Origin of the sequence: Qipengyuania mesophila (genome assembly GCF_019711655.1) — a bacterium.
GTDB classification, from domain to species: Bacteria; Pseudomonadota; Alphaproteobacteria; order Sphingomonadales; family Sphingomonadaceae; genus Qipengyuania; species Qipengyuania mesophila.
Window position 1 is genome coordinate 210,261 of sequence record NZ_JAIGNU010000001.1, and the last position, 24,711, is coordinate 234,971.

Consider the following 24,711-nt stretch of genomic DNA (forward strand, 5'->3'; position numbering starts at 1 on the left):
GACCTCGGTCTTTGCAGGCAGCATCAGTGAATACAAGGCAGGCTGCCTCTCCAGAGAAGGTGCCTCCTCTTGGCGAACTCCCACGTCAAACGCAACTGTCGAACGTGGCTGAATCGACAGTCGTCATATTGTAGCTGCGCCAGTAGGGCATCAGCAACTTCAGGCGACCGATCCCGGCGTCGCCATTCGTCCGATAGTTGTCCCAACGAGCCGAATTATCGGACCAATAATCGGCGGCAGCGTTCATAACGAAGCGTGCACCGGCCCGATAGTCGGCGGGATTCATTCGGGCCTCGAATGATACAACTATCCCGTCAACATCGTCTGGTTCGATGGTCAAACGAGCACCCTTTGGCCAGAAATGCATCACGTGATTGCGATCTGCGGATATGCTAAAATATCGCGTATTCTGGCGAACATCGAGATCGGCCTCGCGAAGATTCTTACCCACTTCCTTCGAGAAAAGTCCACCGGCGATCTTGCCGTCATAGGACACCTCATCCCAGTTTCCCGTCCGACGAGACCGAACGGAGAGCCGAATACTGCGAATATCAATTCGGGCTTGATCCAGGCGATTCTGCGGCAATTCCATCGCGACCGACCATGGTAGGATGGACCGGAACCGCCCCGGGGTGTTCCCTAGTCCTACTCTACCCTTGAACATCCATTCAATCTTGTACTGCCCGTCGTTACCGTCAGATGGGATTGCCTCTGAGGGCAGCCGCATGTCGTCTAGCGCTTGGCAAACATTCGCTGGGGCGGCCGGATACGCCGCGCTCGCGAGCGACAGGAAGATCAGAGAAAGAGCGTATTTTGTTGCCATACCCATTGATTGACATTCGTCAGCTGAACCTTGGTTGAAATGAATCAGCTGACGCCATTCATGCCATCCACTGAAGACATCTGTGCGATGCAAAAACGCGATTGCCGCATGCCCTGGAAACAGTTAGCCGCAATCTGCGATGTGAATTGTCATTGACGTCCATGCCTGCTGCGCTCTGCCCAAGAAACCGAAAAAGCTCAAGACACACATGATCGCCCAACTTGACCGAGAAATGATTGATGCGAGACCGTCGACCGCGTGGTCGCGGATCGTGCCCTACCTGTTGTTCGAAGGGCGACCGCTGACGACCAAGGGTCAGTGGATCAATCCGCTTGTGTTCGCCAATTACAAACTCGCCAACCGCCTGCCGCTTGGCAAGCTGGAGAACCCTGTCTTCATAATCGGCACCGGGCGCAGCGGAACGACGGTGCTCGGCAAGCTGTTCTCCGTTCACAAAGACGCCGTCTTCCTGAACGAGCCGAAGGCCTTGTGGCACCACGCCCATGGCGCAGAGGACATCATCGGCAGCTATGGTGCCCACGCCGGTCGCGTGAGGATCGATGCGAGCGAGGCCACGCCCGCACAGCAGCGCAAGATCGGCAAGGTCTACCGCTGGGTCTCGCGGATGACCGGGCGCAGTCGCGTGGTCGACAAATATCCCGAACTCGTATTTCGCATCCCCTATGTGACTCAATTGTTCCCGAAGGCGCGCTTCGTCGCGATCGTGCGCGACGGTGTCGACACCGTGGCGTCGGTCGAATTCTGGTCGCAGCGCAAGAGCGAGACCGTGGGTGAGGATCGCCACGACTGGTGGGGCCTCAACGATCGTAAATGGCAGTGCCTGGTGCGCGACATCGTACCCGAACACGCCGACCTCGCACCGCATAGCGAGCGTCTCGCCGCGACTAACAACCATCTGGACCGAGCCGCTGTCGAATGGATCGTGTCGATGCGCGAGGCGCGAGCGGCGGCCCGCGACTTCCCGGAGCATGTGCACATGCTCGGCTACGAAGACCTGTGCTCCGATTCAGATGCGGAAATTGCCGCGATGCTGCGGCACTGCGACATGGACGACGACCCCACGATGCGCGACTACGCACGCTCGATCCTGTCCCGGGTCAAGCCCAAGACCCTGCTCTTGGACGAGTTCCTCGTTCCGATCTTCGCCGCGACGCTCGAGGCCATGAGCTATGAGTCGTCGATCGACAGGGTATCCGCGAGACCCGTCAGGTCGTGAGCGTCGCAGGCTCTGGTCTGCGGGCTCGGCTCGCAGCGATACTGCCTGCCCGGCTTGCGGGTCCGGCGGTTTTCGCGCTGGTCCTGCGTTTCGCCTGGGCAGCGCTGAGCTATGCAGGGGTCGTGCTGCTCGCCCGCTGGTTCGGTGAAGAGCAGTATGGCTACTTTTCCTTTGCGCTGTCGCTGGCGACATTCCTGGGCATGGCGACAGCGTTGGGATCGATGACTACCGCGATTCGGTATCTCGGCACCTACAAGGCCGGCAATGCCTGGAAGAAGATGGCAGGCCTGCGCCTCTTCGGTCAGCGGGCGGTCCTCACCGTTTCGCTCGTTGTGGCGGCGCTAGGGATTATCGCCAGCCCGTTTCTTGGGAACGCGGTCGAGGTGCCACCTCTGGCCATCGTCTTCGCGTTCCTCCTCGTGCCCCTGTTCGCGCTCACCGACTTGCACGCCGGGATCGGGCGGTCGTTCGGCGCCATCTTTGCCGCGCTGGGCCCGCGCGACGTGCTGTGGCGGGGCGCGTTGATCGTTATCGGCGCAGCCCTGGCCTTCGTCCCTGCGCTGGCGCGCACGCCTCACCCCATAACGGTGTTGCTGGGTGTCGCCGTGGCTGTGCTGGCTCTGCTCATCCTGTGGCAGGCACGCGCCGTAGCTCACCGTATGCCGCCCGAAGTGATGCAGGAATCGGCCCCCGAATTCGACATCCCGCAGTGGCGCAGGACGGCGCTGCCCATCTGGCTGTCGTCGATCGCTACCGTAGCCAGTCGCAGTATCGATGTGCTGATCGTCACCGTCCTGTTCAACCCGGTCCAGGCCGGCTTCTACTTCGCCGCATCGCGATCGGCCGCGTTGGCGAGCTTCGTCGAACAGAGCCTCAATGTCGTGGTCTCGCCGCAGATCGCCGACGACTTTCACGCAGGTCAGACGGAAAGGCTCAGGCGCGTGGTCGGGGTTGCGGCCCTGCTCAGCTTCGTTAGCAGTCTCGCAATGTCGCTCGGTTTCGTGCTGTTTGGAGGCGACCTCCTCGACCTGTTGGGGCCGGGCTTCCGCACAGGGCGAGATGCTTTGGTGATTCTCGCGGTCGGGCAGACGATCGCATCCGCCTCAGGGCCCGCAGGCTTGCTGCTCGAGTTGAGCGGCAACGAATGGTGGAGCACCACGATCCTGATCGGCGCTTCCGTGGTCGGCCTCTCGATAGCGACCGCTGGCGGGTATTTTTTCGGCCTTGAGGGAGTTGCCGTCGGCGTAGCCTTGTCAATTATCAGCGCCAATTGGGGGCGGACCATCGCCGCGCGCGGCAGGACGGCCATCGACACCAGCGTGTTTTCGCTAGCCTTCCCGCGCGGAAATTGATCCCCAGCACTGGCGAACACCGTCACGCAGGGCAATTTCCGGCGCCCATCCAAGATCCTTGCGCGCGCGCGTGATATCGAGCACCACCGACGCCGGGTCGACCGAGCGCGCGGGCATGTGCCGCCGCGCCAGCGGCTTGCCCGTTATCTCCTCGACCACCGCAATCAGATCGTTCAAAGAGGTCCCCGAACCGCTCCCGCAGTTGTAGGTTCCACTGGCGCGCCGTCCGACGATCGCAAGAAGCATTGCGCAAAGATCGTCAACATGAACAAAATCACGAACGATGCTCCCGTCTCCGTAGATCGTCGCTTCTCGTCCATCGCGCGCAAGACTGAGGAAGGTGTTGACCGCACCCAGCTGGCCAATCGATGTCTGACCCGGTCCATAGGGATTCGACGGCCGCACGATCGCCGGCTGCAGTCCGTAGGCTTCGCGATACATGCGCAGGTACATTTCCGCCGCAACCTTGACGATGCCATACGAACTGACGGGTCGTTTTGGGTGATCCTCGTTGATCGGCGAATAGTCCGGCGGGCCGTATAACGCACCGCCGGTGGAGAGATACAGGAGCCGATCCGCGCCCTGCCCGCGCATGGCCTCGAGAAAACGCACGAAAAGTGCCAGATTCTCGCGAACATCGCGCTCCGGGTCGGCATTCGAGCTCGCCGGAACGACGGTCGATGCGAGATGGCAGACCCAATCGTATTCGGCCAGTATCCTGGGAACCTCACAGAGCGTCTCGATGCCCCCTTCGACCCAATCGCACGTCCCCAAGTTGTCATCATCCGGTCTTGCACTTCGCGAAGCAATGCCAACCTCATAGCCGCGAGCCCTTGCGGCGCGAACGAAATGTCGCCCGATAAAGCCGGTCCCACCGATTATGAGAAGTCGCATCCCGCCGCCTCGTACGCTCGCCGTAAATCAGTGTAAAAATTTTCGTCGTTGAACAAGTCATCCGAATACGCCTTTGCACGGCGCCCCATCTGCCGAGCCTTGTCTTCATCCACGGCCAACTCGCGGATACATGCCGCGATGGCCTCGGGCTGATCGGGATCAAAAATCAGGCCTCTTTTGCCATGCGAGACGAGTTCGGTAATCCCCCCGCGATCAGCACCGATGACCGGTCGACCGAGCGCAAAGCTCTGGTTGATCACGTATGGGAAGTTCTCGTGCCAGATCGACGGAACGACCACAAAGCGCGCCTTGCTCAGAATGCTGTCTAGCTCGGGCGACCACATCGGCCCGAGAAACTCGATGTTGCCGTGACCGGCGCTGGCAATCGCCTTGAGCCGGTCCATGTCGGGGCCATCGCCGACGATCTTGATCCGGAAATCGGGGACCAGACGTGCCGCTTCCACCAGCCGATCGACGCCCTTCTCATCGATCAGGCGGCCGAAATAAAGCCCAAAGGGCTCGTAGGTCTCGCCCGCCTCGAAACTGCGGGAGTCGAAGGGATTGAGCAGTTTGGACCAACTGAAGGAGCGATCTTCCCAGAATTCGCCCGTCATCTCCGCAAGGAAATCGCTCGAAAACGTAAAGTGATCGAACTGGCCATAGACGTCCAGCTTGCGATGGAGATAGGCTTCCAGCGCACTCGCCACCGAAAGTACGCGGTTATCCTTGCAGCAGCGGTTGCGGATCGCCGCCGCGAAATTGTAGCCCTTGCAGTCGTAACAGATGCGCCCGTGGTGGAAGAGTTTGTAGTTCGGGCAGATGTGCTTGTAATCATTGAAGGTCCCGACGACCGGAATGCCGAGTTCCTTCGCCGCGAACACGATCGAGGGCGACAGGTGCACGTTGATCGCGAAGACGTGCAGCAGATCCGCGTCGAAGTCCTTCAACGCCTTCTTCACCGCACTCTTCTTTCTCCCGTCCCAGATTGCCGAGGGAAGCGCGCGTACCTTTGAGAGCGCCCCGCCCGTATCGTATGCGGGAGCGTCCAAGAGCAGGAGATTGTCCGCCCCGCCCCTGTCAGCATCCTCGCCAGTCGCGATCATCAGCGTCTCGTGCCCATTCGCGCGCAGTACACGTTCGGTCTCGCGGTAGAAGACTTCCGCACCACCGGTCAGGCGGTAAAACTTATGGGCAAGCGCGATCCGCACGGGTTACTTCCTCACGCAATCAGGCGGCGCAGATACTGCCCGTAATCGCTCTTGCCGTAAGTTTCGGTGACCTTGGCGAGGCCATCGGCGTCGATGAACCTCATCTCGAAGGCGATCTCTTCCGGACTGGCGACCTTCAGGCCCTGCCGGCGCTCGAGAGTACCGATGAATTCCGAGGCTTCCATCAGGCTGTCGGGCGTTCCCGTATCGAGCCAAGCAAAGCCACGGCCCATCAGTTCGACGTTGAGTTCGCCGCGCTCGAGATAAATGCGATTGAGGTCGGTGATTTCGAGTTCGCCACGCGCCGATGGCTGGAGGTTGGCAGCAAAATCGACGACCTGCCGATCATAGAAATACAGTCCCGTGACCGCATAATTGGACTTGGGCTTGGCCGGCTTCTCCTCGATCGAAAGCGCGCGCATCTCACCGTCAAACTCGACCACTCCGTAACGTTCCGGATCGTGAACCTGATAGGCGAAGACGGTCGCTCCATCCTCGCGTGCATCGGCCGACTTCAAGAGGTCGACGAGCCCATGGCCGTAATAGATGTTGTCGCCCAAGATCAGGCAGGAGGGGTTGTCGCCAACGAAGTCGGCGCCGATGGTGAAGGCCTGCGCCAGGCCGCCAGGATTTGGCTGGGCGGCGTATTCGATTGTGATCCCCCACTGCGACCCGTCACCGAGCAGGCGCTTGAACTGTTCGGAATCATGCGGCGTGGTGATAATCAACACTTCGCGAATGCCCGAGAGCATCAGCACGCTCAGCGGATAGAAAATCATCGGCTTGTCGTAAACAGGGACGAGCTGTTTCGAGATAGCCATCGTAATCGGGTAGAGCCGGGTGCCCGAGCCACCGGCGAGGATGATACCCTTGCGCTGAGTCATGATTTCTCCATCAAATCGAGTGTTTCTTTCAGCGATATACGCCAATCAGGCCGTGCGATCCCAAGGGCGGCAGTGTCCGAGCAATCGAGGCGGCTGTTTGCGGGCCGCGTTGCAGGTGTGGGGAATTCGTCTGTCGCGACATCGTGCACACGCACGTCCATGTTGGAAAGCCTGAAGATCTCTCGCGCGAAATCGGCCCAGCTCACGTCGGGCTCGCCGGCGAAATGATAGGTTCCGCTGCAATCGCGATTGTCCGCCAGCTTTCCAGCCATGGCGAGGCAGGCCTCTGCGATGGCCTTCGCCGGGGTCGGGCCGCCGACCTGGTCCGCGACCACGCGCAACTCTTCGCGCTCCCCGCCCAGGCGCACCATCGTTCGGACGAAATTGGAACCATGGGGTGAGAAGACCCAGCTGGTCCTCAGGATGGCATGGATGGCCCCCGCCTCGCGAATCCTTCGCTCACCGAGTTCCTTCGTCCGGCCGTAGCTGTTGACGGGAGCCACCGGATCGGACGGCTTGCGCCGATCATCGCCCGTGCCATCGAAGACGTAGTCGGTCGAGATATGCACCAGCGGGATCGACAGGCGAGCGCATGCCTCGGCCATCGCTCCCGGAGCCTCCCCGTTGATGATTGTGGCGAGCTCGATCTCCTCCTCCGCGCGATCGACGGCGGTGTAGGCGGCAGCATTGATCACCACCTTGGGGCGATGGTCCGTGATCACTCTCGCGCAGGCCGCAGGGTCGGACAGGTCGGCGTCCGCGCGCCCCAAGAACTGCGCCTCGGGCGCCAGTTCCTGAAGCGCGCGCGCGATCTGGCCGGTTTGCCCGAATACGAGGATCATGCCTTGGTGCCGAGTCTCTCGCCGACCCCTTTGCGGTCTTGCAGCGCACGCCACCAGGTTTCGTTGTCGAGATACCACTGGACGGTCTTCTCGAGCCCTTCTTCGACGGTAACCGAAGGGCGCCAACCCAGCTCTTCGCGAATGCGGGTCGGATCGATTGCATAGCGCTGATCGTGCCCCGGCCGGTCGGCGACGAAGGTGATCTGGTCCTTGTACGAACCTTCGGCTTTGGGACGCTTCTCATCGAGGATCGCCAGCAGCGTCTCCACCAGCTGGAGGTTGGTCCGCTCGTTCTCGCCTCCGATGTTATAGCTATGGCCGAGTTTACCCTTTTCGAGAACCAAGAGCAGCGCGTCGGCGTGGTCTTCGACGTAGAGCCAGTCGCGAATGTTGTCGCCCTTGCCGTAGATCGGAATATCCTTGCCCGCGAGCGCATTGAGGATGACCACCGGCACGAGCTTTTCCGGGAAGTGGAACGGTCCGTAATTGTTCGAGCAATTGGTCAGCACGACGGGCAGGCCGAAGGTCTCGTGCCAGGCGTTCACCAAATGATCGGACGCGGCCTTGCTCGCCGAATAGGGCGAACGGGGATCATATGGCGTTTCCTCGGTGAACATGCCCTCGGCGCCCAGCGATCCGTAGACCTCGTCGGTCGAGATGTGGTGAAAACGGAAGGTTTCGGGCTTGCCCGCCTTGGTCCAGTACGATCTCGCCGCTTCCAGCATGTTGAACGTGCCGGTGATGTTGGTTTCGATGAAGTCCGAGGGACCATCGATCGAACGGTCGACATGGCTTTCTGCTGCGAGATGCATGACTGCATCGGGCTTGTGGCGTTCGAAAACCGGGTCGAGCGCCGCGCGGTCGCGGATATCGACATGCTCGAAGGCGTAGGACTCGCTGCCGGACACCTCAGCCACATTGTCGAGACAGGCCGCATAGGTCAGCGCGTCGCAATTGACGATCTCGTGCCCCCTGCTCGCGGCAAGTCGGACGACTGCGGAACCGATAAAGCCGGCACCGCCGGTGACGAGGATTTTCATGGGTCAGCCTTAGTATTCGAATGGGCTCGCAAAGTCGGAAAATGCGACAGCGTTGCGGTCTTTTTCGGAAATCGCAGGTGTGGTGGTATCAAGCGGCCAGCCGATCCCCGCAGAATCCCAATGGACAGCGCCATCGCATTCCGGCGAATAATAGTCGGTGCACTTGTAGATGATCTCGCTGTCAGGCTCCAAGGTCATGAAGCCGTGCAGGAAGCCTGCAGGAATCCAGAGCTGTCGGCCATTTGCGAAGCTCAGCTCTTCGGCGTGCCATTGGCCATAGGTCGGAGATCCGTTGCGAATGTCGACGGCGACATCGAATATGCGTCCGCGTCCGCATCGCACAAGCTTTCCCTGTGCGTGCGGGGGCGCCTGGTAGTGGAGACCACGGACAGTCCCTTCACTGTGGGACAACGAGTGGTTGTCTTGCACGAATTCGGGCAAATCGAGGCCTGCCTCGGCGAGCTTTCGCCGGTTCCAGCTCTCGCTGAAGAAGCCGCGTTCATCGATGAATCGCTGGGACGTGATAACCAGCAGATCAGGTATGGGCGTAATCTCGATCATCATTTCGCCACCGTGCGATCCTCATAGCCCGAAACAAGGGGGGCCATCATTGCGTGTCCTTTAGGGACAAGCTCAATCCTGACGTTCTCCACCTTCCCGCGCGTCACCGAGGCGACCATCGCCTGCACCGGGCAGGCAGGCGGAACGTTGAGCAAGAAGTCCCCTTCGCCCTCGAAGTGCTCAATTCTTGGACCGCCGTCCTCCCTAGGAGAAATGCAGTGGACGTCGATTACCACAGTCGCCTTGCGGAACCCCGAGGCGCTCGCGGGGACTTTCTTATCCGAAATACGCAAGATGTAACGCCCTGGTTCAGCAGCATCAAAGCGTCTTGCAAAGGGCCGTCGCAGAGGATCGCGGTTGGACAAAGTTACAGTCCCATCCTCCACACCAGTTGTAATCGTAGTGCCCGCTTGGCGGATCGCCTGCCAGGAAAATGGCCAAAGGCCTTTGGTGTTTTTGAATGTCGCATCAAAAGCTAAACCTTGAGGTATCTTGCTGGCGCACCGTGCAGGCCAGACCTGTGGGAGGTATTGCGGCCGGCCGCTTTTGAGGGCGGCGGTTGCGACGGTGCCGTGGAGTTCGCAATCCATTTCTGGATCGAGCTTTGCGGCCAAAGCGAGGGTCTCGACGATCTCGGACCCTACAGGCCTTGTTCGGCTGACATAAGAGGTGAACCGGGTACGCAGATACTCGCTTTCTTGCATACGGACGGCGAACGACTTGCGTCCCTTCTTGCTTCTAATCAGACTTGAGATCGCGAGGTCAATGGCTTCTTGATCCACCTTAAGGCGCGCGAGGGCATCAAGGCGTGCGGTCGCCACATCGATCCTCCCCTGATCCATTGCGCTCGCCAGCACAGTCAACTGCACATAGCGATCGCGCCAACCGCGTTTAGCGGCAGATGCGAGGGCCAGTGCGGCTCGCGGATCGTCCCTCTCAGCGGCCCAAATCGCGAACATGCTGAGATGAGACGCCTCGATCGGACGATTACGCAACAAGGCGACCAAACGCCTTCCGGCCTCCGCCGAGTTGATCTCTAGCTGATTGGCTGTTAGTTTCGCATCCGCAAATCCCCCCAAGCCTGCCGGAACGAGATTTGCGATGGCACCATTTCTTTCCGCAGCCTTGTCAATCTGCAAGATTGCAAGGCAGCACGCCAGCAATAGAAATATCAGAAGCCTTAGAGCGTCAGAATTCTGTAATGCCGGCCACTTCAATGCTCTTCCCCGTAGGCGTAATAATCGTAACCGTAATACGAGTACGCTCCACTGATTTTCGAGGCATCGAATTTGGTCAGTACTACACCGGCGATCGGCGCACCGACCATCTGCAAGCGTCGCATGGATGTCTTCACCGATCCGCGCTTACCGGCCGAAGCATCGACTACGAAAAGCAAACGATCGACGTGAACTGCAATGGTGAGCGCGTCCGAAAGTCCAAGAACGGGCGGGGAGTCGAAGATGATATGATCGTAATCCTTGCTCAGTTCTGCGATGATCCCCTCTAGGTCAGCCGTAGCAAGCAAACTCGACGGCGACGGAGGGATTGGCAAAGCGGTCATATAGTATAAGTTTGCAACTGGCCCCGGCACGATCACATCGAGCAGGTTCTTTTCTCCAGCCAGCAACGACGTGAAGCCGAGTTGATCAGCATTCGCGAGTCGACGATGCAAGGTCGGGCGTCGCAAGTCGGCATCAATCAGCAACGTGCGGCGATTCTGGCTGGCAATTTCCTTCGCCAGCGTGTGCGCCGTAGTCGTTTTGCCTTCGCTGGCCGTCGCCGAGACCACAGTCATCGTCTTTGGCAGGCCATCCCCAGAGCTATAACGAAGGTTGGTCAGCAAGGATAGGTACGCTTCACTGATCGGGCTCTTCGGGTCAGCCAGATCTTCGGTGAGCACCTCGTCTTCGACCTTGGGAATGAGAGCCAGCATCGGTACGCCGAGCTTGCGCTCGACATCTTCTGGGCTGCGCATCACATCATCGAACTGCTCGCGCAGGAAAACGAAAGCAGCCGCGGCTGCGATGCCGGCTAAGAAGGCCAACATCATGTTGAGCACCGGATTGGGCGAATCCGGCTCATTCGGACGCTCGGCGACATCGACCAGTGAAACATTATTCGATGCAGCACCGGCAGTCGCGCTAAGCTCGTTATAGCGCGTCAATAGCGCTTCGTAGAGCGCGCGGGCCGTCTCTGCTTCGCGCCGCAGCACGTTATACTGCACGCCGCGATCTTGTTCGTCCAGTGCCTCCGAGCGCAGGCCAGACACCCGGCTCTGCAACGAATCTTCGCGATCCTTGGCCGCTTCGTATTCGAGGCGTGCAGAGCGCTTGATCGAATTGCCAAGGGAGTCGATCTGGGAATCGATCCGCGCCAATTGCGACTCTAGAGCCTGAACGTTCGGGTGATCATCGAGGTGCTTCACACTCTCCTCGGCCAAATCAGATTGGATTGTGGATCGTTGTGTAATGAGCGACTGGACAGCCGGATTGTTGAGAACTTCCGGAATGCTCAGAATTGGCTGGTTGCGCAGATTCTCCCAACGGTCTTGCGCCGCGACCCTCTGCGACGTCGCGGTTGCTGCCGCGGAATTAATCTGAACGAGGGATTCGTTGGTGACTGAGAGAGTCGTTTCCTTGTCCGCATTTTGGCCCTGCCCGCCAACGCGGATCAAGCCAGCCTCTCGCGAATACTGGTTCAGGTCCCGCTCACTCTGCTCAAGCTTCTTGCGAGCATCGGCCAACTGTTGCGACAAAAACTCTCTCGCGTAGGCGGAGCTGTCGAACTTGCGCGCCAAATTACTTTCGATGTAATTCGTCGCAACGGAGTTTGCTATTCGGGCCGACATGTCCGGACTTGCACTTGTGAACATAATCGAAACCAACCGCGAGTTTAGCGGCAGGTTGACCGTCAAGTTCTTAGTGAGAAGCTCGACGGCGAGATCGCGCCTAAACGCGGCTAGATCTCCTGGATAATTCGTGGCTGACGTGAGGTCACCCTCGTCAGCCATCTTCACACCTAGCGAATCGTAGAACGCCGCGTCGTCCGCCAAGCCTTCGCTTTCGACCACGCGCTGTGCAAGCGATTGCGACTTTAGTACGTCGACTTGGGTTGACAGAAAAAGCTGAGCATCGAGAGGGGCGATCCTTGCTGGACCTTTGTCTTCAAGGATCTGCTCCACTTCCTGTTCGATCAGAACGCGCGACGTCGCGACATACTTCGGCACCGTCAGCAACGTCACTACAAAGCCTAAGACCAACGCGGCGGTGACGATGCCCACGATTGGCCATTTGTTGCGCTGTATGGCAATGTAGATTGAGCGCAGATCCAGGTCGAACAGCGCTTCGCTTTGAGCCGGGCCCTCCTCAGTCTCAAATGGCTGTCCAGAGCGGGGCGTCACCGGAGCACTTGCCCCAATGCTGTCAGAAACCATCAACCTAGAACCTTGTAAAAATGTTAAAGATGGGCGCTGCACGCAAGAAGTCCTGATAGAGACCCTTCACGGCACTGAAACCGACAACGATGCGGTCGCCACCGAGAATCTCGGGGTCCGGAACGCGCCCTTCCCTGATATGGCGGAGGTTGAAGATGGCCCCGTATTGCTGGCCATCAATCTGTCGGAACACGATCACTTCGTCCTCGACGGCGGTAATCGTCGGGCCCTTGGCACGGGCAATGGCCTCGAGCAACGACGATGTACCGGCAATCTCGTAAACGCCGGGCTCGGTCACGCTGCCTTCGACAACGACGCGCTGCGCCGCCGAACTGACCACACCCACGACCACTTGCGGATCGCGGATGAAGCGGGCACCCAGACCGGCTTCGAGCATTTCGCTCAACTCGATGGCGGTCTTGCCGGCGGCATCGACTTGGCCAACCAGCGGAAAGTTGATCGTTCCCGATGCATCAACCTGAAGCGTTTCGAAAGTCAGCTCGGGCTCCTGAAAGACGCGGACCGAGAGCGTGTCCAGCACGCCGATCCGATAGTCGGGCGGTCCGCGCTCAGGATCTTGCGGAGGAATGATCTCGTAGGCGGCATCACCGCGCGCGAGGTCCGCCCCGGGATTGAAACAGCCCGCGAGCAGCCCAAGACAGAGCAACGGGAAGAGACTACGGATTTTTGACAAGATTCAGACCCCGAGAATTTATATTCGCAGTTGCTAACACGGCGGCGAAACCGGCAACAAGACTCCACATGGCATAATTGCGCAAGGGATAGTCGATTAGTGACTGGAGCGCGACACATAGAAGCGCCAGCGCAGAAAAGCCCGCCAGCGTGCCGCTTTCGCCTCCACGGGTCCGCCACCAAGCGATCCCCAACCAGACCAGCCAAGCAAGAACAAGCAGAATCCCAGGCACGCCCGCCTCCAACGAAATCTCTAGAAAATCGTTGTGCGCCCGCCCGGCCTTCGGCGCAACGAGCGTCTCCAAGGACTCGTCAACTTGGAACACTTCGTCGAAAGTTCCCATTCCGCTTCCGACCGGCCAATAGCGATCGACCGCAACTAGCGTGTCGGCCCAGATATCCGGACGCGAGTCCTCGAGATCTTCGAACCGCTCGATGGTTTGCAACGTCCGCGCGTTCGTGGCCAGAATCCCCAGAGCCAAGACCAGCGCGATGCCGATAGAGCCGAGGAGGACCGGCTTGGGACGATGCGCCGACAGGCGTCCGTACCAAAGCGCCCGGGCGGCCAAAACGATTAGAACCAGAATGAGCAGGGCCAGGCTGGAGCGCGATTGCGTGAGCACACAGCCGAGGCTCAAAAGCACGCCGGCCACCCACATCATCCACTTCCTGCGAGCAAAGAAGTCGCTGTCCGCCACCGCGGCGAGCGCACAAAGCACGAGAACGAAGAACAGTCCCGCAGAATTGTGGTTGGCGAAGAAGCCGTAGAGCTGGCCATCAACCAGATTCGGATAACCGAAGAAGGAAACGTTCCCGAGAATGATCTGAAGGCCGCCGAGGAGGAAATGCGCAAGCCCCAGGCCGACCACCACCAGGAGTAGCGACGCTCTCTTGCGTGTTCGATCGAGATCGAGGGCAAGCAGCAGCCCCAGCGGAACGAGAAGCGCAGCGAGCGCCCCCAGAGTTCGCCCCCTGTCCAGCGAATGAGCGAACCACTGATCGCCTGCCCCTACCAGGCCTCGCGCCTCGGCTGCCAGATCGCGTCCGGGCAGTGCCTGCCAGAGGCCCGCAGGAAGAGGGATCAGCTGGAGCAGCGGAATTGCGATCGATGCGGCCACTAGGATCGCAAACGCCCGGCCATAACGATGAGACAGCGGCTCGCTGCGGAAAGCGAACCAGCAGACGGCCAGCAAGGCCCCCAGTCCGACGAGCAAATTTCCGAACGCGGCATGACTGCCACCACCGCCGAAAACCACGGCTGCAATCAACAGGAAAAGCGCCACCCTTCCGAAAGGAAAGCGCGGCTCACCCCTAAGCTCCGACCGGTTTTTCAACGCCGAGCTCCGCATGCATCAGGCAAATAAAACCCCGCCAATCACTGATTGGCGGGGTTTTACTTTAGATTGAATCTAGCTTATGCGCCCGACGAACGGTCGTCGTCGCTCGCTGCGGCGATAACGCCACCGATCACTGCCAGGCCAGCGATGATCGCGATAACGAGGCCGGTACCACCGAGCTCGCTCTTGTTCTTCTTGGTCAGCGTCGAACGCGCAACGTCACCGCTGACGCTCGAGAGCTTCACCGGCTGAACAGCGACGTTCGAAGCGTCGGCTGCACGGGTACCGGCAGTGGCAGCAACCGAGGTGGTCGCCATGGCGACGGCACCGAGGCCGGCAAGAAGGCGGCTGGTCTTCATTTTTAGTCTCCTAGTGTTCTTCTTCGCGAGAATTCAATGCTTGGCTAGCAGCGATTCGAATAAGGCGCAACCGGTTAATTCCTTGTTACACCGTCTCTTTCACAACCTCTGCACGCAGCGGCCCGTCTTTTCGAAAGTTACCTTACGCCACCCGCCCCGCAGGTCAATACGCATTCGGGTGCACCAGAACCCTGGCCGTGGCGAAGATGATCGTCACATCACGCCAGATCGACCAGTTGCGGATATATTCGAGATCGGCCTCTAGCCGGTCCTTCAGGTGGTCTTCGGTCTCGGTAGCGCCGCGGTGACCGCGAATTTGCGCCAGCCCGGTAAGCCCCGGCTTCAGCGCATGGCGTTGCCAGTAATCCCGGTGGACTTCCCAGAAGAGTTTTTCGCCAGCCTGCGACCCCAGTGCATGCGGGCGGGGGCCGACAATACTCATTTCCGAGCGCAGAACATTGAACAGTTGCGGCAGTTCGTCGATCGAGGTCTTGCGGATGAAGGCACCCACCCGCGTTATGCGATCGTCATCGCGCGAGGTCGAGCGCGCGCCCCTTCGATCGCCCTTCCCGTGCCGCATCGACCGGAATTTGAGCATGTCGAAGAGGCAATTGTGCGCCCCCATCCGCTGCTGGACGAAGAACACCGGCCCCCCGTCTTCGAGCTTGATCAGCAAGGCGACTAGCAGCATGACCGGGCTCAGCACGATCAGCGCCGGTATGGTAATGGCCAAGTCCATGACCCGCTTGATGATGCGCGCATGAAGTGCGAGCGGCCCGGTCGACACGACGAGGAACGACTGCCCACCTTCGCGCTCCAGCGCGATCGCCCCCAGTTCCTGCAGGGCGTTGGAGATGACCTCGCCGCGAACGCCGGCACCTCGCATGACGCTGGCCCATTGCGATCGCCGGTCGACCGCACAGCTGACGACGACACGGTCCATGCCGCGCATCAGCCGCCCGATTCGGTCGAGGCTGTCGGGCGATGTATGAACGCCCGAAATGTCGAAGTCTTCCGCATGGACGACCTGAGCCCCGCGAAAGTCCACCTTCGGGCCGCCGTCCATGACGACGAGCACCGAACTCACGCTCGGCCCGTAGACGCGGCGCATGCCGTAATGCAGCCCGGCGCGGAACAGCGCCATTCCCGAAAAAGCCAGAACAAGCGCCAGCGACAGCATGACGCGCGAGAACTCGGTAGCCGCCTTGGCATAGAAAATCATCACCATGCACAGCATGGCCGAAAGGATCAGGGCCACGCCGACCTGGCCGATCGCATAGCGGATTTCGTCGAGCGCGCGGATCGAATAGCACCGCTGATGGACAGCGATGACCAGGAAGATGGGAAGGAACGCCCAGCCCATCGCGATGGCGAGTTCGTGCGGCCATTGATTGCGATACAGGCCGCCGGCCGCGATGAAACTGCCGAGAAGGATCAGCGTGTCGGCCAGCAGCATCAGCAGATACAACTGGATCCGGCGCCCCTCCATGGCCGGCCGGCTCATCGCATGGGAAACATTCTCCAAATACACGTTCTTCGCTCCGCCCTTCTCTATCCCGGGGGGTATGGACGATCATGCGACGTCGCAGTTTTCGTTCGACGCAAGCTGTGCGCAGGACTTCTTTAATCGTCATTAGTCATTCCGTGCAACGCGAATTGGCAATTTGCGCCAAAGTGAGACTGTTGCCTTGACCGGTCGCAGCCTGCCGAGCTGCTGGCGCCCGTCCGGCTCGGGCGACGCTCCCTTGCCCCGTACCGCCTGTCTGCTATGGCGCGCGCAACTCACATACGAACGAACAGGAAACCCATGGCGAAGATCAAGGTTGCGAACCCGGTCGTCGAACTCGACGGCGACGAAATGACGAAAATCATCTGGCAGTGGATCCGCGAGCGGCTGATCCTGCCCTATCTCGACGTCGACCTGAAATACTACGACCTGTCGATCGAGAAGCGCGACGAGACCGACGACCAGATCACTGTCGATGCGGCCAACGCGATCAAGGAACACGGTGTCGGCGTAAAATGCGCCACGATCACCCCCGACGAGGCGCGCGTCGAGGAATTCGGCCTGAAGAAGATGTGGCGTTCGCCCAACGGCACGATCCGTAACATCCTCGGTGGCGTCGTCTTCCGCGAACCGATCGTCATCGACAACGTGCCGCGCCTCGTGCCCGGCTGGACCGACCCCATCGTCGTCGGCCGTCACGCCTTCGGCGACCAATATCGCGCCACCGACACGCTGATCCCCGGTGCCGGCAAGCTGCGTCTCGTCTTCGAGGGTGAAAACGGCGAGAACATCGATCTCGACGTGTTCGAATTCCAGTCGAGCGGCGTCGCCATGGCGATGTACAATCTCGACGACAGCATCCGCGATTTCGCCCGGGCCTGCATGAACTACGGCCTCGACCGCAAATGGCCGGTCTACCTCTCGACCAAGAACACCATCCTCAAGGCCTATGACGGGCGCTTCAAGGATCTGTTCCAGGAAGTGTTCGACGCCGAATTTGCCGACAAGTTTAAGGAAGCCGGCATCACCTACGAACACCGCCTGATCGACGACATGGTTGCCGCGGCGCTCAAGTGGAGCGGCAAGTTCGTCTGGGCCTGCAAGAACTACGACGGCGACGTGCAGTCCGACGTCGTTGCGCAGGGCTTCGGCTCGCTCGGGCTGATGACCTCGGTGCTGATGACCCCCGACGGCAAGACCGTCGAAGCCGAGGCGGCCCACGGCACGGTCACCCGCCACTATCGCCAGCACCAGCAGGGCAAGGCGACCAGCACCAACCCGATCGCCAGCATCTTCGCATGGACCCGCGGCCTCATCTATCGCGGTCGCTTCGACAACACGCCCGATGTCGTCAAGTTCGCCGAAACGCTCGAGAGGGTCTGCATCCAGACCGTCGAAAGCGGTAAGATGACCAAGGATCTCGCGCTGCTGATCGGCCCTGACCAGAGCTGGATGACCACCGAGCAGTTCTTCGAAGCGATCGTCGAGAACCTCGAGAAGGAAATGCAGGCCTGGGCCTGAAACCCTTCGCGTTCTGGGTCATTACCCGGATAAGCCAGATCGACGGGGTCGGCGAAAGCCGGCCCCGTCTTTGTTTGGGGTCGTAACGAACAGACGGGGACCGAATGGCAAAGCAGCCAGCCAGATCGCGCGGCACGAAGCGCAAGACTACCGAGAAGTTCGGCCAGCGCAGACTCGAAGTGCGCAACGCGATGATCAAGGACATCCGCGGCATCGCCGATCTGGTGCGCCGGGTCTACGAGGACATGCCCGCCTATACCCATGGCGAGATCCGCGGGCAGATCAACAACTTCAAGGATGGCTGTTTCGTCGCGCTGCTCGACGACGAGGTTGTCGGCTATTGCGCGACCATGCAGGTGGCCGAAGCGCTCGCCTTCCAGCCGCACGACTGGGACGAGATCACCGGCAATGGCTACGGCAGCCGCCACGACCCAACCGGCGACTGGCTCTACGGCTACGAAATGTGCGTCGATCCCAAGGTGCGCGGCGTGCGGATTGGCCGGCGACTCTACGAAGAACGCCGGGCGCTTGCCGAGGAACGTGATCTGACCGGCATCGTCTTCGCCGGCCGCATGCCCAATTACCGTCGGCTTCGCCGCCGCGTGGAAGGCCCGCAGGACTATCTCGACAAGGTCGTCGAAGGGAAGCTGCACGACCCGGTGCTCCGCTTCCAGCTCGCCAACGGCTTCGAACCCGAGCGGATCATGGAAGGCTATCTGCCCGAGGATAAGGCCTCGATGGCCAACGCCGTGATGATGGTCTGGCGCAACCCCTATGTCGAGCGCGACCAGCCAGTAAAGAAGCGCCTGCCGCGCGGCGTGGAATCGGTCCGCGTCGCAACCTGCCAGCTCCAGGCGCGGGCCGTGGTCGACTATGACGAGTTCCTTCGGACTGTGCAGTATTTCGTAGATGTAGCAAGCGATTACGAGGCAGACTTCATTCTCTTTCCCGAGCTTTTCACGCTCATGCTACTGAGCTTCGAGGAGAAGGAACTCTCGCCCGTCGAGGCGATCGAGCGCCTGTCTGAATACACACCGCGCATACGCACGGACATTTCCGAAATGGCGATGCGCTACAACATCAACGTCATCGCCGGTTCGCACCCGACGCGGATGGAGGATGGCGACATCCACAACGTCGCCTATGTCTGCCTGCGTGACGGATCGATCCACGCGCAGGAGAAGATTCACCCGACACCGAACGAGCGGTACTGGTGGAACATCAAGGGCGGCGACAAGGTCGAGGTGATCCAGACCGACTGCGGCCCGATCGGCGTGCAGATCTGCTACGACAGCGAATTCCCCGAGCTCTCCAGACGGCTTGCCGACGAGGGGGCGCGGATCATCTTCGTCCCCTTCTGCACCGACAGCCGCCAAGGCTACCTTCGCGTGCGCTATTGCGGGCAGGCGCGGGCGATCGAGAACCAGTGTTTTGTCGTGCTCTCCGGGAATGTCGGGAATCTGCCCAATGTCGGCAATATGGACATCCAGTATGCGCAAAGCTGCATCCTGACGCCCTGCGACTTCCCCTTCGCGCGTGACGGTGTGGCCGCCGAGGCGAGCGAGAATGTCGAGACTCTGACCATCAGCGACATCAATCTCGCCGATCTCAGCTGGGCGCGCGCCGAAGGCACGGTGCGCAACCTCGCCGATCGCAGATTCGATCTCTACCGAATCGAATGGGACGAGGACGGCAAGCATCCCGGAAAGCCCCGCCCCCGCCGCGAGCCGCTCGGTCCGTCGCATGCCGGTGGTGGCTAAGCTCTGCATGCGTCGTGACAGCGCGGCATCGCGCGGTTACGGATCACAACATGGCATCGGCTGAACTCGCAAGCCCCGCAATCTCGGACGCGCTCGTCATCCTCGGCGCGGCTGGACTTGTCATCCCAGTGTTCACGCGTTTTCGCGTGACGCCGATCATCGGCTTCATCCTGATCGGCATCGCGGTCGGGCCTTACGGCCTCGGGCGGCTCGTCTTCGAGCATCCGTGGCTCAATTACATCACGATCTCCGATCCCGAGGCGCTGGACCCCTTCGCCGAGTTCGGGATCATCCTGCTGCTCTTCACGATCGGTCTCGAACTCAGCTTCAACCGCCTGTGGCAGATGCGAAAACTGGTCTTCGGGCTCGGCGCCATGGAATTGCTGATGATCGGCTCCTGCCTCGCCATCGCCTTGTCGATGATGGGCCAGTACTGGACCGGCGCGCTTGCCCTCGGCTTTGCCCTCGCCTTCTCATCGACCGCGATCGTCCTGCCGATCGCCGGTACGCACTCGCCGGTGGGCCGCGCGGCACTGTCGATGCTGCTGTTCGAGGATATCATGATCGTCCCGATCATCTTCGTGCTCGGCGCGATGGCGCCCAATGCGGCGGGCGAAGGCTGGGAAGGCATGCTGACCACGCTGTGGCAGGGCGGGCTGGTGATCGCGGCGATGATGATCCTCGGACGCTTTGCCCTCCCCCGCCTGTTCGGACAGGCTGCGCGCACCAAGAGCCCCGAGCTCTTCCTCGCGGCATCGCTACTCGTGGTGATCGGCGCCAGCCTGGCCACTGCAGCCGTGGGCCTGTCGCCGATCGTCGGCGCACTCATTGCCGGGCTGCTGATCGCGGAAACCGAATATCACGGCGAAGTCGAAGCGATCATGGAGCCCTTCAAGGGCCTTGCGCTCGGGATTTTCCTGATCACCGTCGGCATGAGCATCGACCTGGCGACGATCTGGAACAACTTCGGCCTGCTCGCCACCGCGGTGCTCCTGATCCTGCCGTTCAAAGCGCTCGTGACGGGAGTTCTTCTCCGGCTGATGGGTGCTCGTCGCAGCACCGCGGCAGAAACCGGCATCCTGATGGCCAGCCCGTCAGAAACCACCCTGATCATCCTTGCCGCAGCCAGTTCGGCGCTGTTGATCCAGCCGGGTACGGCGCAATTCTGGCAGATCGTCACCGCTATCGGGCTGACGGTGACCCCTCTGCTCGCCCGCCTCGGACGAATTATCGCCCGGCGCGTCGAACCGATTCCCGACGTTCCCGAAGCCAGGGGCGACGAGCCGCGCGTGATCATCGTGGGTGCAGGTCGCGTCGGGCTGCTGGTCGCACAGATGCTCGATGCGCATGACAAGGATTATGTGGCGCTCGACGCCGATCCTGACCTGATCGAGAACGCGAAGCGCCGGGGCTTCCGCGCGGTCTTCGGCGATGCGGCACGCGGCGATTCGATGGATCGATTGGGAGTGCAAAATGCGCTTGCGATAGTCCTGACCATGGACGAGCCGGTCCTCGTGCAACGCCTCGTGATCAAGCTGCGCAAGGAATACCCTGACCTCCTGATTGTGTGCCGCGCGCGAGACATTCAGCATGCCGCCGAACTCTATCGTGCCGGCGCCAGCCACGCCGTCCCCGAAACGCTCGAGAGTTCGTTGCAGCTCTCGGAGGCGGTGCTGGTCGATATCGGCGTAGCGATGGGGCCGGTGATCGCTTCGATCCACGAGAAGCGCGACGAGTTCCGCGAGCAGATCGAGCAAGAAGGCGCGCTGTCCTACAAGCCCAAGCTGCGGACCAGCACCGCCGAGGCCTGACAATGGCGCCGGTCCTCGAAACGCGCTCGGACTGCAGCCGCTGCGCCGCCCTGTGCTGCATCGCCTACCCTTCCGAAGAGATGCCGGGCTTTTCCGCTGCCAAGCAAGCCGGCCAGCCCTGCCCAATGCTCGGGGCGGACGCGCTCTGCACGATTTACGAACACCGTGCGGAGGAAGGCTTCTCAGGCTGCATTCGCTTCGAGTGCTTCGGCGCGGGCCAGCATGTCGTCCAGACGCTGTTCGAAGGCCGGGACTGGCGCGGCGATGGGGCTCTGCTTGGCCCGATGGTCGAAGCCTTCCTCGCCCTGAGGCCGGTAAGCGACCTTGCCTATCTCGTCGAGCGGGCGCTTGGCGTGGCGCCCACCGACCCTGCGCTGCTTCAGCTGAGGGAGGAACTGGCGGATATCGCCGGTTCGCGCGAAACGCTCGCCGACAGCGCGAGGATCGCGCGCGCCGGACAGGCTGTCAGGCGCGCCTATGCCTCGCTAGATCCCGCCAGCTTGCAGAATTCCTGAACTTCTCCCTGTCTCGCTCGTTGGTCGGGTGAAGGAGAATGAAATGAGCAACCCCGACCCGACCAAGCCCACGCCGAACGGCGAGAAGTTCAAGCCGCAGAATGTCCAGGATCCGGTTGGCAGCAAAGAGCCACCGAGCGCCAATCCCGACAAGCCTGCCGACACCGACGGCCAGGACATCCCGCGCGGCAGCGAGCCCGAGGTAGGCCGCCAAGGCTAACGCAGTCGGCTAGCCCGCCAGCGCGGACCGCACCGCATCGAGCGCAGCTTCGGCCTTGCTGCCGTCCGGTCCACCACCCTGGGCCATGTCGGAGCGGCCACCGCCGCCCTTGCCGCCGAGCGCTTCGACACCGACCCGGACCAGATCGACCGCGCTGAAGCGTCCCGTGAGATCGTCGGTGACCGCCACGGCAAAGGCACCCTTGCCCTCGTTGACCGCGCAGATCGCCGCTATGCCTGAACCGATGCGGTTCTTCGCCTCATCGAGCAGCGGACGCAATTCCTTGGGGTTGAGGCCCTCGATCACCTGGCCGGAGAAGGTCATGCCGCCGATCTCCTGGTCGGCCGGACCGGCATCGCCCGATCCACCGCCGCCCAGCGCCAGCGCACGCTTGGCCTCGGCGAGTTCCTTCTCGAGCCGCTTGCGCTCCTCGACCAGTGCGGCGACGCGCGCGGGTGCCTCGTCGGGCGAGGTCTTGAGCGCGCTGGCAATAGCGCGCACCGCTTCGTCGCGCGCGGCCAGCCACTGGCGAGCGGCCTCGCCCGTCAGTGCCTCGATCCGGCGCACGCCCGAGCTGACGGCGCTTTCCGAGACGATCTTGAACAGGCCGATGTCGCCGGTCGCCTTGACGTGCGTGCCGCCGCACAGCTCGACCGAATAGGTGCGCCCTTCGTCACCCTTGCGGCCCATCGAGAGGACGCGGACCTCGTCGCCATATTTCTCGCCGAATAGCGCCAGCGCGCCGGCCGCAACCGCATCGTCGGGAGTCATCAGCCGCGTCCCGACCTGCTCGTTGGCGCGGATTTCTGCGTTCACCTCGGCTTCGATCGCGGCGATATCCTCGTCAGAAAGCGGCTTCGGGTGCGAAAAGTCGAAGCGGAAGCGATCGTCGGAGACCAGCGAACCCTTCTGCGTAACATGCCCGCCGAGCCGGTTGCGCAGCGCGGCGTGGACCAGGTGCGTCGCCGAATGGTTCGCGCGGATGCGGTCGCGGCGCTCGACATCGATGACGAGGTGGACGGCATCGCCCACTTTGACCGTGCCCTTCGCGAGCTTGCCGACATGGGCGTGCAACCGGCCGAGCGGCTTGTTGGTCGTTTCGACCGTGAATTCGAGCCCTTCGGGCGTCCAGATGCGCCCGGCATCGCCCGTCTGGCCGCCGCTCTCGCCATAGAAAGGCGTCTGGTTGGTGAGGATGACGACCTCGTCGCCCTCGCCGGCCTGCTGCACCTCGGTACCGTCCTTGACGATCGCGACCACCGCCGCCTCGCCCGTGGTCGAGCTGTAGCCGGTGAACTCGGTCGAGCCTTCGCGCTCGGCGATGTCGAACCAGACTTCCTCGTTCGCGGCCTGGCCCGAGCCCTTCCAAGCGGCGCGCGCGGCGGCCTTCTGCTGCGCCATGGCAGCGTCGAAGCCGTCCTTGTCGACCCCGATGCCGCGGCTGCGCAGCGCGTCTTCGGTGAGATCGTAGGGGAAGCCGTAAGTGTCATAGAGCTTGAACGCGGTGCCGCCGTCGAGCGTGCCGCCCTCGCCCATCTCGCCAGTGGCCTCGTCGAGGAGCTTGAGCCCCTTGTCGAGCGTGCGGCGGAACTGGGTTTCCTCGCGTTCGAGCACTTCCTGGATCAGCGCCTGCCCCCGCTGCAACTCGGGATAGGCCTGCCCCATCTCGGTCACCAGCGCGGGTACGAGGCGATGCATCAGCGGCTCGCTCGCCCCCAGAAGGTGCGCATGACGCATCGCGCGGCGCATGATCCGGCGTAGGACGTAGCCGCGCCCTTCGTTCGACGGGAGCACGCCATCGGCCATCAGGAAGCTGGTCGAGCGCAGGTGGTCGGCAATGACGCGGTGGCTTGCGGTCCGCTCACCCTCGGCCTTGACCCCGGTAAGGCTCTCGCTCGCCGCGATCAGGTTCTTGAATGTGTCGGTGTCGTAATTGTCGTGGACGCCCTGCAGCACCGCCGCGACGCGCTCGATCCCCATGCCGGTGTCGATGCTCGGCTTGGGCAGGTCACCGACGATCTCGTCGTTTTCCTGCGTGAACTGCATGAAAACCAGGTTCCAGATCTCGACGAAGCGATCGCCGTCTTCTTCCGGACTTCCCGGAGGGCCACCCCAGATGTGATCGCCATGGTCGTAGAAGATCTCCGAGCACGGGCCGCAGGGACCGTCCGAACCCATGGCCCAGAAATTGTCCTTGGTCGGAATGCGGATGATGCGGTCGTCGGCGAAACCGGTCAGCTTCTTCCACAGGTCGAAAGCCTCGTCGTCGGTGTGGTAGACGGTGACCAGCAGCCGGTCCTTGTCTAGGCCCCACTCCTTCGTCAGCAGCGTCCAGGCGTGATGGATCGCCTGTTCCTTGAAATAGTCACCGAACGAGAAGTTGCCGAGCATTTCGAAGAAGGTGTGGTGCCGCGCGGTGTAGCCGACATTGTCGAGATCGTTGTGCTTGCCGCCGGCGCGGACGCACTTCTGCGCACTGGCCGCGCGCGGTGCGGGCGGGGTCTCGAGGCCGGTGAAGGCATTCTTGAACGGGACCATGCCGGCATTGACGAACATCAGCGTCGGATCGCTGAACGGAACGAGCGGCGCGCTGGCGACTTCCGCGTGGTCGTTGGACGCGAAATAGTCGAGGAAGCTACGGCGGATGTCGTTGGTCGAAGTCATGCGAGCGCAGTTAGGCAATCGCGCCGCAGGCGACAAGCGCGAATGCCCGG

The 24,711-nt window shown here is 61.4% G+C and carries 21 protein-coding genes; 7 read left to right on the top strand and 14 right to left on the bottom strand.

Features of this window, described 5'->3' with window-relative positions:
• Positions 1-85: 85 nt before the first annotated feature.
• On the bottom strand, positions 86-829 hold the full coding sequence (locus K3181_RS01040) for a hypothetical protein (protein ID WP_221599988.1): 744 nt from the start codon (positions 827-829) through the stop codon (positions 86-88).
• Between the two features lie 226 nt (positions 830-1,055).
• On the opposite strand from K3181_RS01040, the gene K3181_RS01045 reads away from it, so the two are divergent.
• On the top strand, positions 1,056-2,060 hold the full coding sequence (locus tag K3181_RS01045) for a sulfotransferase family protein (RefSeq protein WP_221599989.1): 1,005 nt from the start codon (positions 1,056-1,058) through the stop codon (positions 2,058-2,060).
• The gene (locus tag K3181_RS01050; RefSeq protein WP_221599991.1) at positions 2,057-3,412 is read left to right on the top strand and encodes a lipopolysaccharide biosynthesis protein; all 1,356 of its coding nucleotides are present in this window, start codon (positions 2,057-2,059) and stop codon (positions 3,410-3,412) included. Before K3181_RS01045 ends, K3181_RS01050 begins: the two co-directional genes overlap by 4 nt.
• On the opposite strand, the gene K3181_RS01055 is transcribed toward K3181_RS01050, so the two are convergent.
• The 12 genes from K3181_RS01055 to K3181_RS01110 form a co-directional block, all read right to left on the bottom strand.
• A complete protein-coding gene (locus K3181_RS01055; protein ID WP_221599993.1) occupies positions 3,389-4,306 on the bottom strand; it encodes an NAD-dependent epimerase/dehydratase family protein in 918 nt (305 codons plus the stop codon). The two genes, K3181_RS01050 and K3181_RS01055, sit on opposite strands and share 24 nt — an antisense overlap.
• Positions 4,291-5,514, bottom strand: a complete 1,224-nt coding sequence (locus K3181_RS01060) for a glycosyltransferase family 4 protein (protein ID WP_221599995.1) — start codon at positions 5,512-5,514, stop codon at positions 4,291-4,293. The genes K3181_RS01055 and K3181_RS01060 overlap by 16 nt, the downstream gene beginning before the upstream one ends.
• Before the next feature lie 11 nt (positions 5,515-5,525).
• The gene (gene rfbA, locus K3181_RS01065) at positions 5,526-6,398 is read right to left on the bottom strand and encodes a glucose-1-phosphate thymidylyltransferase RfbA (RefSeq protein ID WP_221602780.1); all 873 of its coding nucleotides are present in this window, start codon (positions 6,396-6,398) and stop codon (positions 5,526-5,528) included.
• Entirely contained in the window at positions 6,395-7,240 is an 846-nt protein-coding gene (rfbD, locus tag K3181_RS01070; protein ID WP_221599997.1) for a dTDP-4-dehydrorhamnose reductase, read from the bottom strand. The genes rfbA and rfbD overlap by 4 nt, the downstream gene beginning before the upstream one ends.
• A complete protein-coding gene (gene rfbB, locus K3181_RS01075; RefSeq protein ID WP_221599999.1) occupies positions 7,237-8,280 on the bottom strand; it encodes a dTDP-glucose 4,6-dehydratase in 1,044 nt (347 codons plus the stop codon). Before rfbB ends, rfbD begins: the two co-directional genes overlap by 4 nt.
• A gap of 9 nt (positions 8,281-8,289) precedes the next feature.
• Complete coding sequence (gene rfbC / locus K3181_RS01080; RefSeq protein WP_221600001.1) at positions 8,290-8,844, bottom strand: dTDP-4-dehydrorhamnose 3,5-epimerase; 555 nt, start codon at positions 8,842-8,844, stop codon at positions 8,290-8,292.
• The gene (locus K3181_RS01085) at positions 8,841-9,980 is read right to left on the bottom strand and encodes a hypothetical protein (protein ID WP_221600003.1); all 1,140 of its coding nucleotides are present in this window, start codon (positions 9,978-9,980) and stop codon (positions 8,841-8,843) included. The genes rfbC and K3181_RS01085 overlap by 4 nt, the downstream gene beginning before the upstream one ends.
• Positions 9,981-10,054: 74 nt before the next feature.
• Positions 10,055-12,274, bottom strand: coding sequence for a GumC family protein (locus K3181_RS01090; RefSeq protein WP_221600005.1), 2,220 nt, complete (start codon positions 12,272-12,274; stop codon positions 10,055-10,057).
• Between the two features lie 4 nt (positions 12,275-12,278).
• On the bottom strand, positions 12,279-12,968 hold the full coding sequence (locus K3181_RS01095) for a polysaccharide biosynthesis/export family protein (protein WP_221600006.1): 690 nt from the start codon (positions 12,966-12,968) through the stop codon (positions 12,279-12,281).
• Entirely contained in the window at positions 12,952-14,250 is a 1,299-nt protein-coding gene (locus K3181_RS15770; protein ID WP_221600008.1) for an O-antigen ligase family protein, read from the bottom strand. The genes K3181_RS01095 and K3181_RS15770 overlap by 17 nt, the downstream gene beginning before the upstream one ends.
• A 131-nt stretch (positions 14,251-14,381) precedes the next feature.
• Positions 14,382-14,663, bottom strand: a complete 282-nt coding sequence (locus K3181_RS01105) for a hypothetical protein (protein ID WP_221600010.1) — start codon at positions 14,661-14,663, stop codon at positions 14,382-14,384.
• A 163-nt stretch (positions 14,664-14,826) separates the two neighbouring features.
• Positions 14,827-16,167, bottom strand: coding sequence for an exopolysaccharide biosynthesis polyprenyl glycosylphosphotransferase (locus K3181_RS01110; protein WP_221600013.1), 1,341 nt, complete (start codon positions 16,165-16,167; stop codon positions 14,827-14,829).
• Between the two features lie 303 nt (positions 16,168-16,470).
• Here K3181_RS01110 and K3181_RS01115 point away from each other — a divergent pair, with 303 nt between their 5' ends.
• The 5 genes from K3181_RS01115 (at position 16,471) to K3181_RS01135 (ending at position 21,997) form a co-directional block, all read left to right on the top strand.
• Positions 16,471-17,691, top strand: coding sequence for an NADP-dependent isocitrate dehydrogenase (locus K3181_RS01115; protein ID WP_221600014.1), 1,221 nt, complete (start codon positions 16,471-16,473; stop codon positions 17,689-17,691).
• A 104-nt stretch (positions 17,692-17,795) separates the two neighbouring features.
• Positions 17,796-19,451, top strand: a complete 1,656-nt coding sequence (locus K3181_RS01120) for a bifunctional GNAT family N-acetyltransferase/carbon-nitrogen hydrolase family protein (protein ID WP_221600016.1) — start codon at positions 17,796-17,798, stop codon at positions 19,449-19,451.
• A gap of 50 nt (positions 19,452-19,501) precedes the next feature.
• Positions 19,502-21,262, top strand: coding sequence for a cation:proton antiporter domain-containing protein (locus K3181_RS01125; protein WP_221600018.1), 1,761 nt, complete (start codon positions 19,502-19,504; stop codon positions 21,260-21,262).
• A gap of 2 nt (positions 21,263-21,264) precedes the next feature.
• A complete protein-coding gene (locus tag K3181_RS01130) occupies positions 21,265-21,777 on the top strand; it encodes a hypothetical protein (RefSeq protein WP_221600020.1) in 513 nt (170 codons plus the stop codon).
• A gap of 43 nt (positions 21,778-21,820) precedes the next feature.
• Positions 21,821-21,997 carry a hypothetical protein gene (locus tag K3181_RS01135; protein ID WP_221600022.1) on the top strand — a complete coding sequence of 59 codons (177 nt, stop codon included), beginning with the start codon at positions 21,821-21,823 and terminating at the stop codon, positions 21,995-21,997.
• Between the two features lie 9 nt (positions 21,998-22,006).
• Here the strand turns inward: K3181_RS01135 and alaS are convergent, their stop codons facing one another.
• Positions 22,007-24,661 carry an alanine--tRNA ligase gene (gene alaS / locus K3181_RS01140; RefSeq protein ID WP_221600024.1) on the bottom strand — a complete coding sequence of 885 codons (2,655 nt, stop codon included), beginning with the start codon at positions 24,659-24,661 and terminating at the stop codon, positions 22,007-22,009.
• Between the last annotated feature and the right edge of the window lie 50 nt (positions 24,662-24,711).

Bases quoted from the DNA above. Each gene is read 5' to 3' on its own strand.
- K3181_RS01090 (WP_221600005.1), bottom strand. From the start codon at position 12,274: ATGGTTTCTGACAGCATTGGGGCAAGTGCTCCGGTGACGCCCCGCTCT.
- K3181_RS01125 (WP_221600018.1), top strand. From the start codon at position 19,502: ATGGCATCGGCTGAACTCGCAAGCCCCGCAATCTCGGACGCGCTCGTC.
- K3181_RS01110 (WP_221600013.1), bottom strand. From the start codon at position 16,167: ATGAGCCGGCCGGCCATGGAGGGGCGCCGGATCCAGTTGTATCTGCTG.
- rfbC (WP_221600001.1), bottom strand. From the start codon at position 8,844: ATGATGATCGAGATTACGCCCATACCTGATCTGCTGGTTATCACGTCC.
- K3181_RS01055 (WP_221599993.1), bottom strand. From the start codon at position 4,306: ATGCGACTTCTCATAATCGGTGGGACCGGCTTTATCGGGCGACATTTC.
- K3181_RS01040 (WP_221599988.1), bottom strand. From the start codon at position 829: ATGGGTATGGCAACAAAATACGCTCTTTCTCTGATCTTCCTGTCGCTC.
- rfbB (WP_221599999.1), bottom strand. From the start codon at position 8,280: ATGAAAATCCTCGTCACCGGCGGTGCCGGCTTTATCGGTTCCGCAGTC.
- K3181_RS01120 (WP_221600016.1), top strand. From the start codon at position 17,796: ATGGCAAAGCAGCCAGCCAGATCGCGCGGCACGAAGCGCAAGACTACC.
- K3181_RS01115 (WP_221600014.1), top strand. From the start codon at position 16,471: ATGGCGAAGATCAAGGTTGCGAACCCGGTCGTCGAACTCGACGGCGAC.
- K3181_RS01130 (WP_221600020.1), top strand. From the start codon at position 21,265: ATGGCGCCGGTCCTCGAAACGCGCTCGGACTGCAGCCGCTGCGCCGCC.
- rfbA (WP_221602780.1), bottom strand. From the start codon at position 6,398: ATGACTCAGCGCAAGGGTATCATCCTCGCCGGTGGCTCGGGCACCCGG.
- K3181_RS01135 (WP_221600022.1), top strand. From the start codon at position 21,821: ATGAGCAACCCCGACCCGACCAAGCCCACGCCGAACGGCGAGAAGTTC.
- alaS (WP_221600024.1), bottom strand. From the start codon at position 24,661: ATGACTTCGACCAACGACATCCGCCGTAGCTTCCTCGACTATTTCGCG.
- K3181_RS01045 (WP_221599989.1), top strand. From the start codon at position 1,056: ATGATTGATGCGAGACCGTCGACCGCGTGGTCGCGGATCGTGCCCTAC.
- rfbD (WP_221599997.1), bottom strand. From the start codon at position 7,240: ATGATCCTCGTATTCGGGCAAACCGGCCAGATCGCGCGCGCGCTTCAG.
- K3181_RS01105 (WP_221600010.1), bottom strand. From the start codon at position 14,663: ATGAAGACCAGCCGCCTTCTTGCCGGCCTCGGTGCCGTCGCCATGGCG.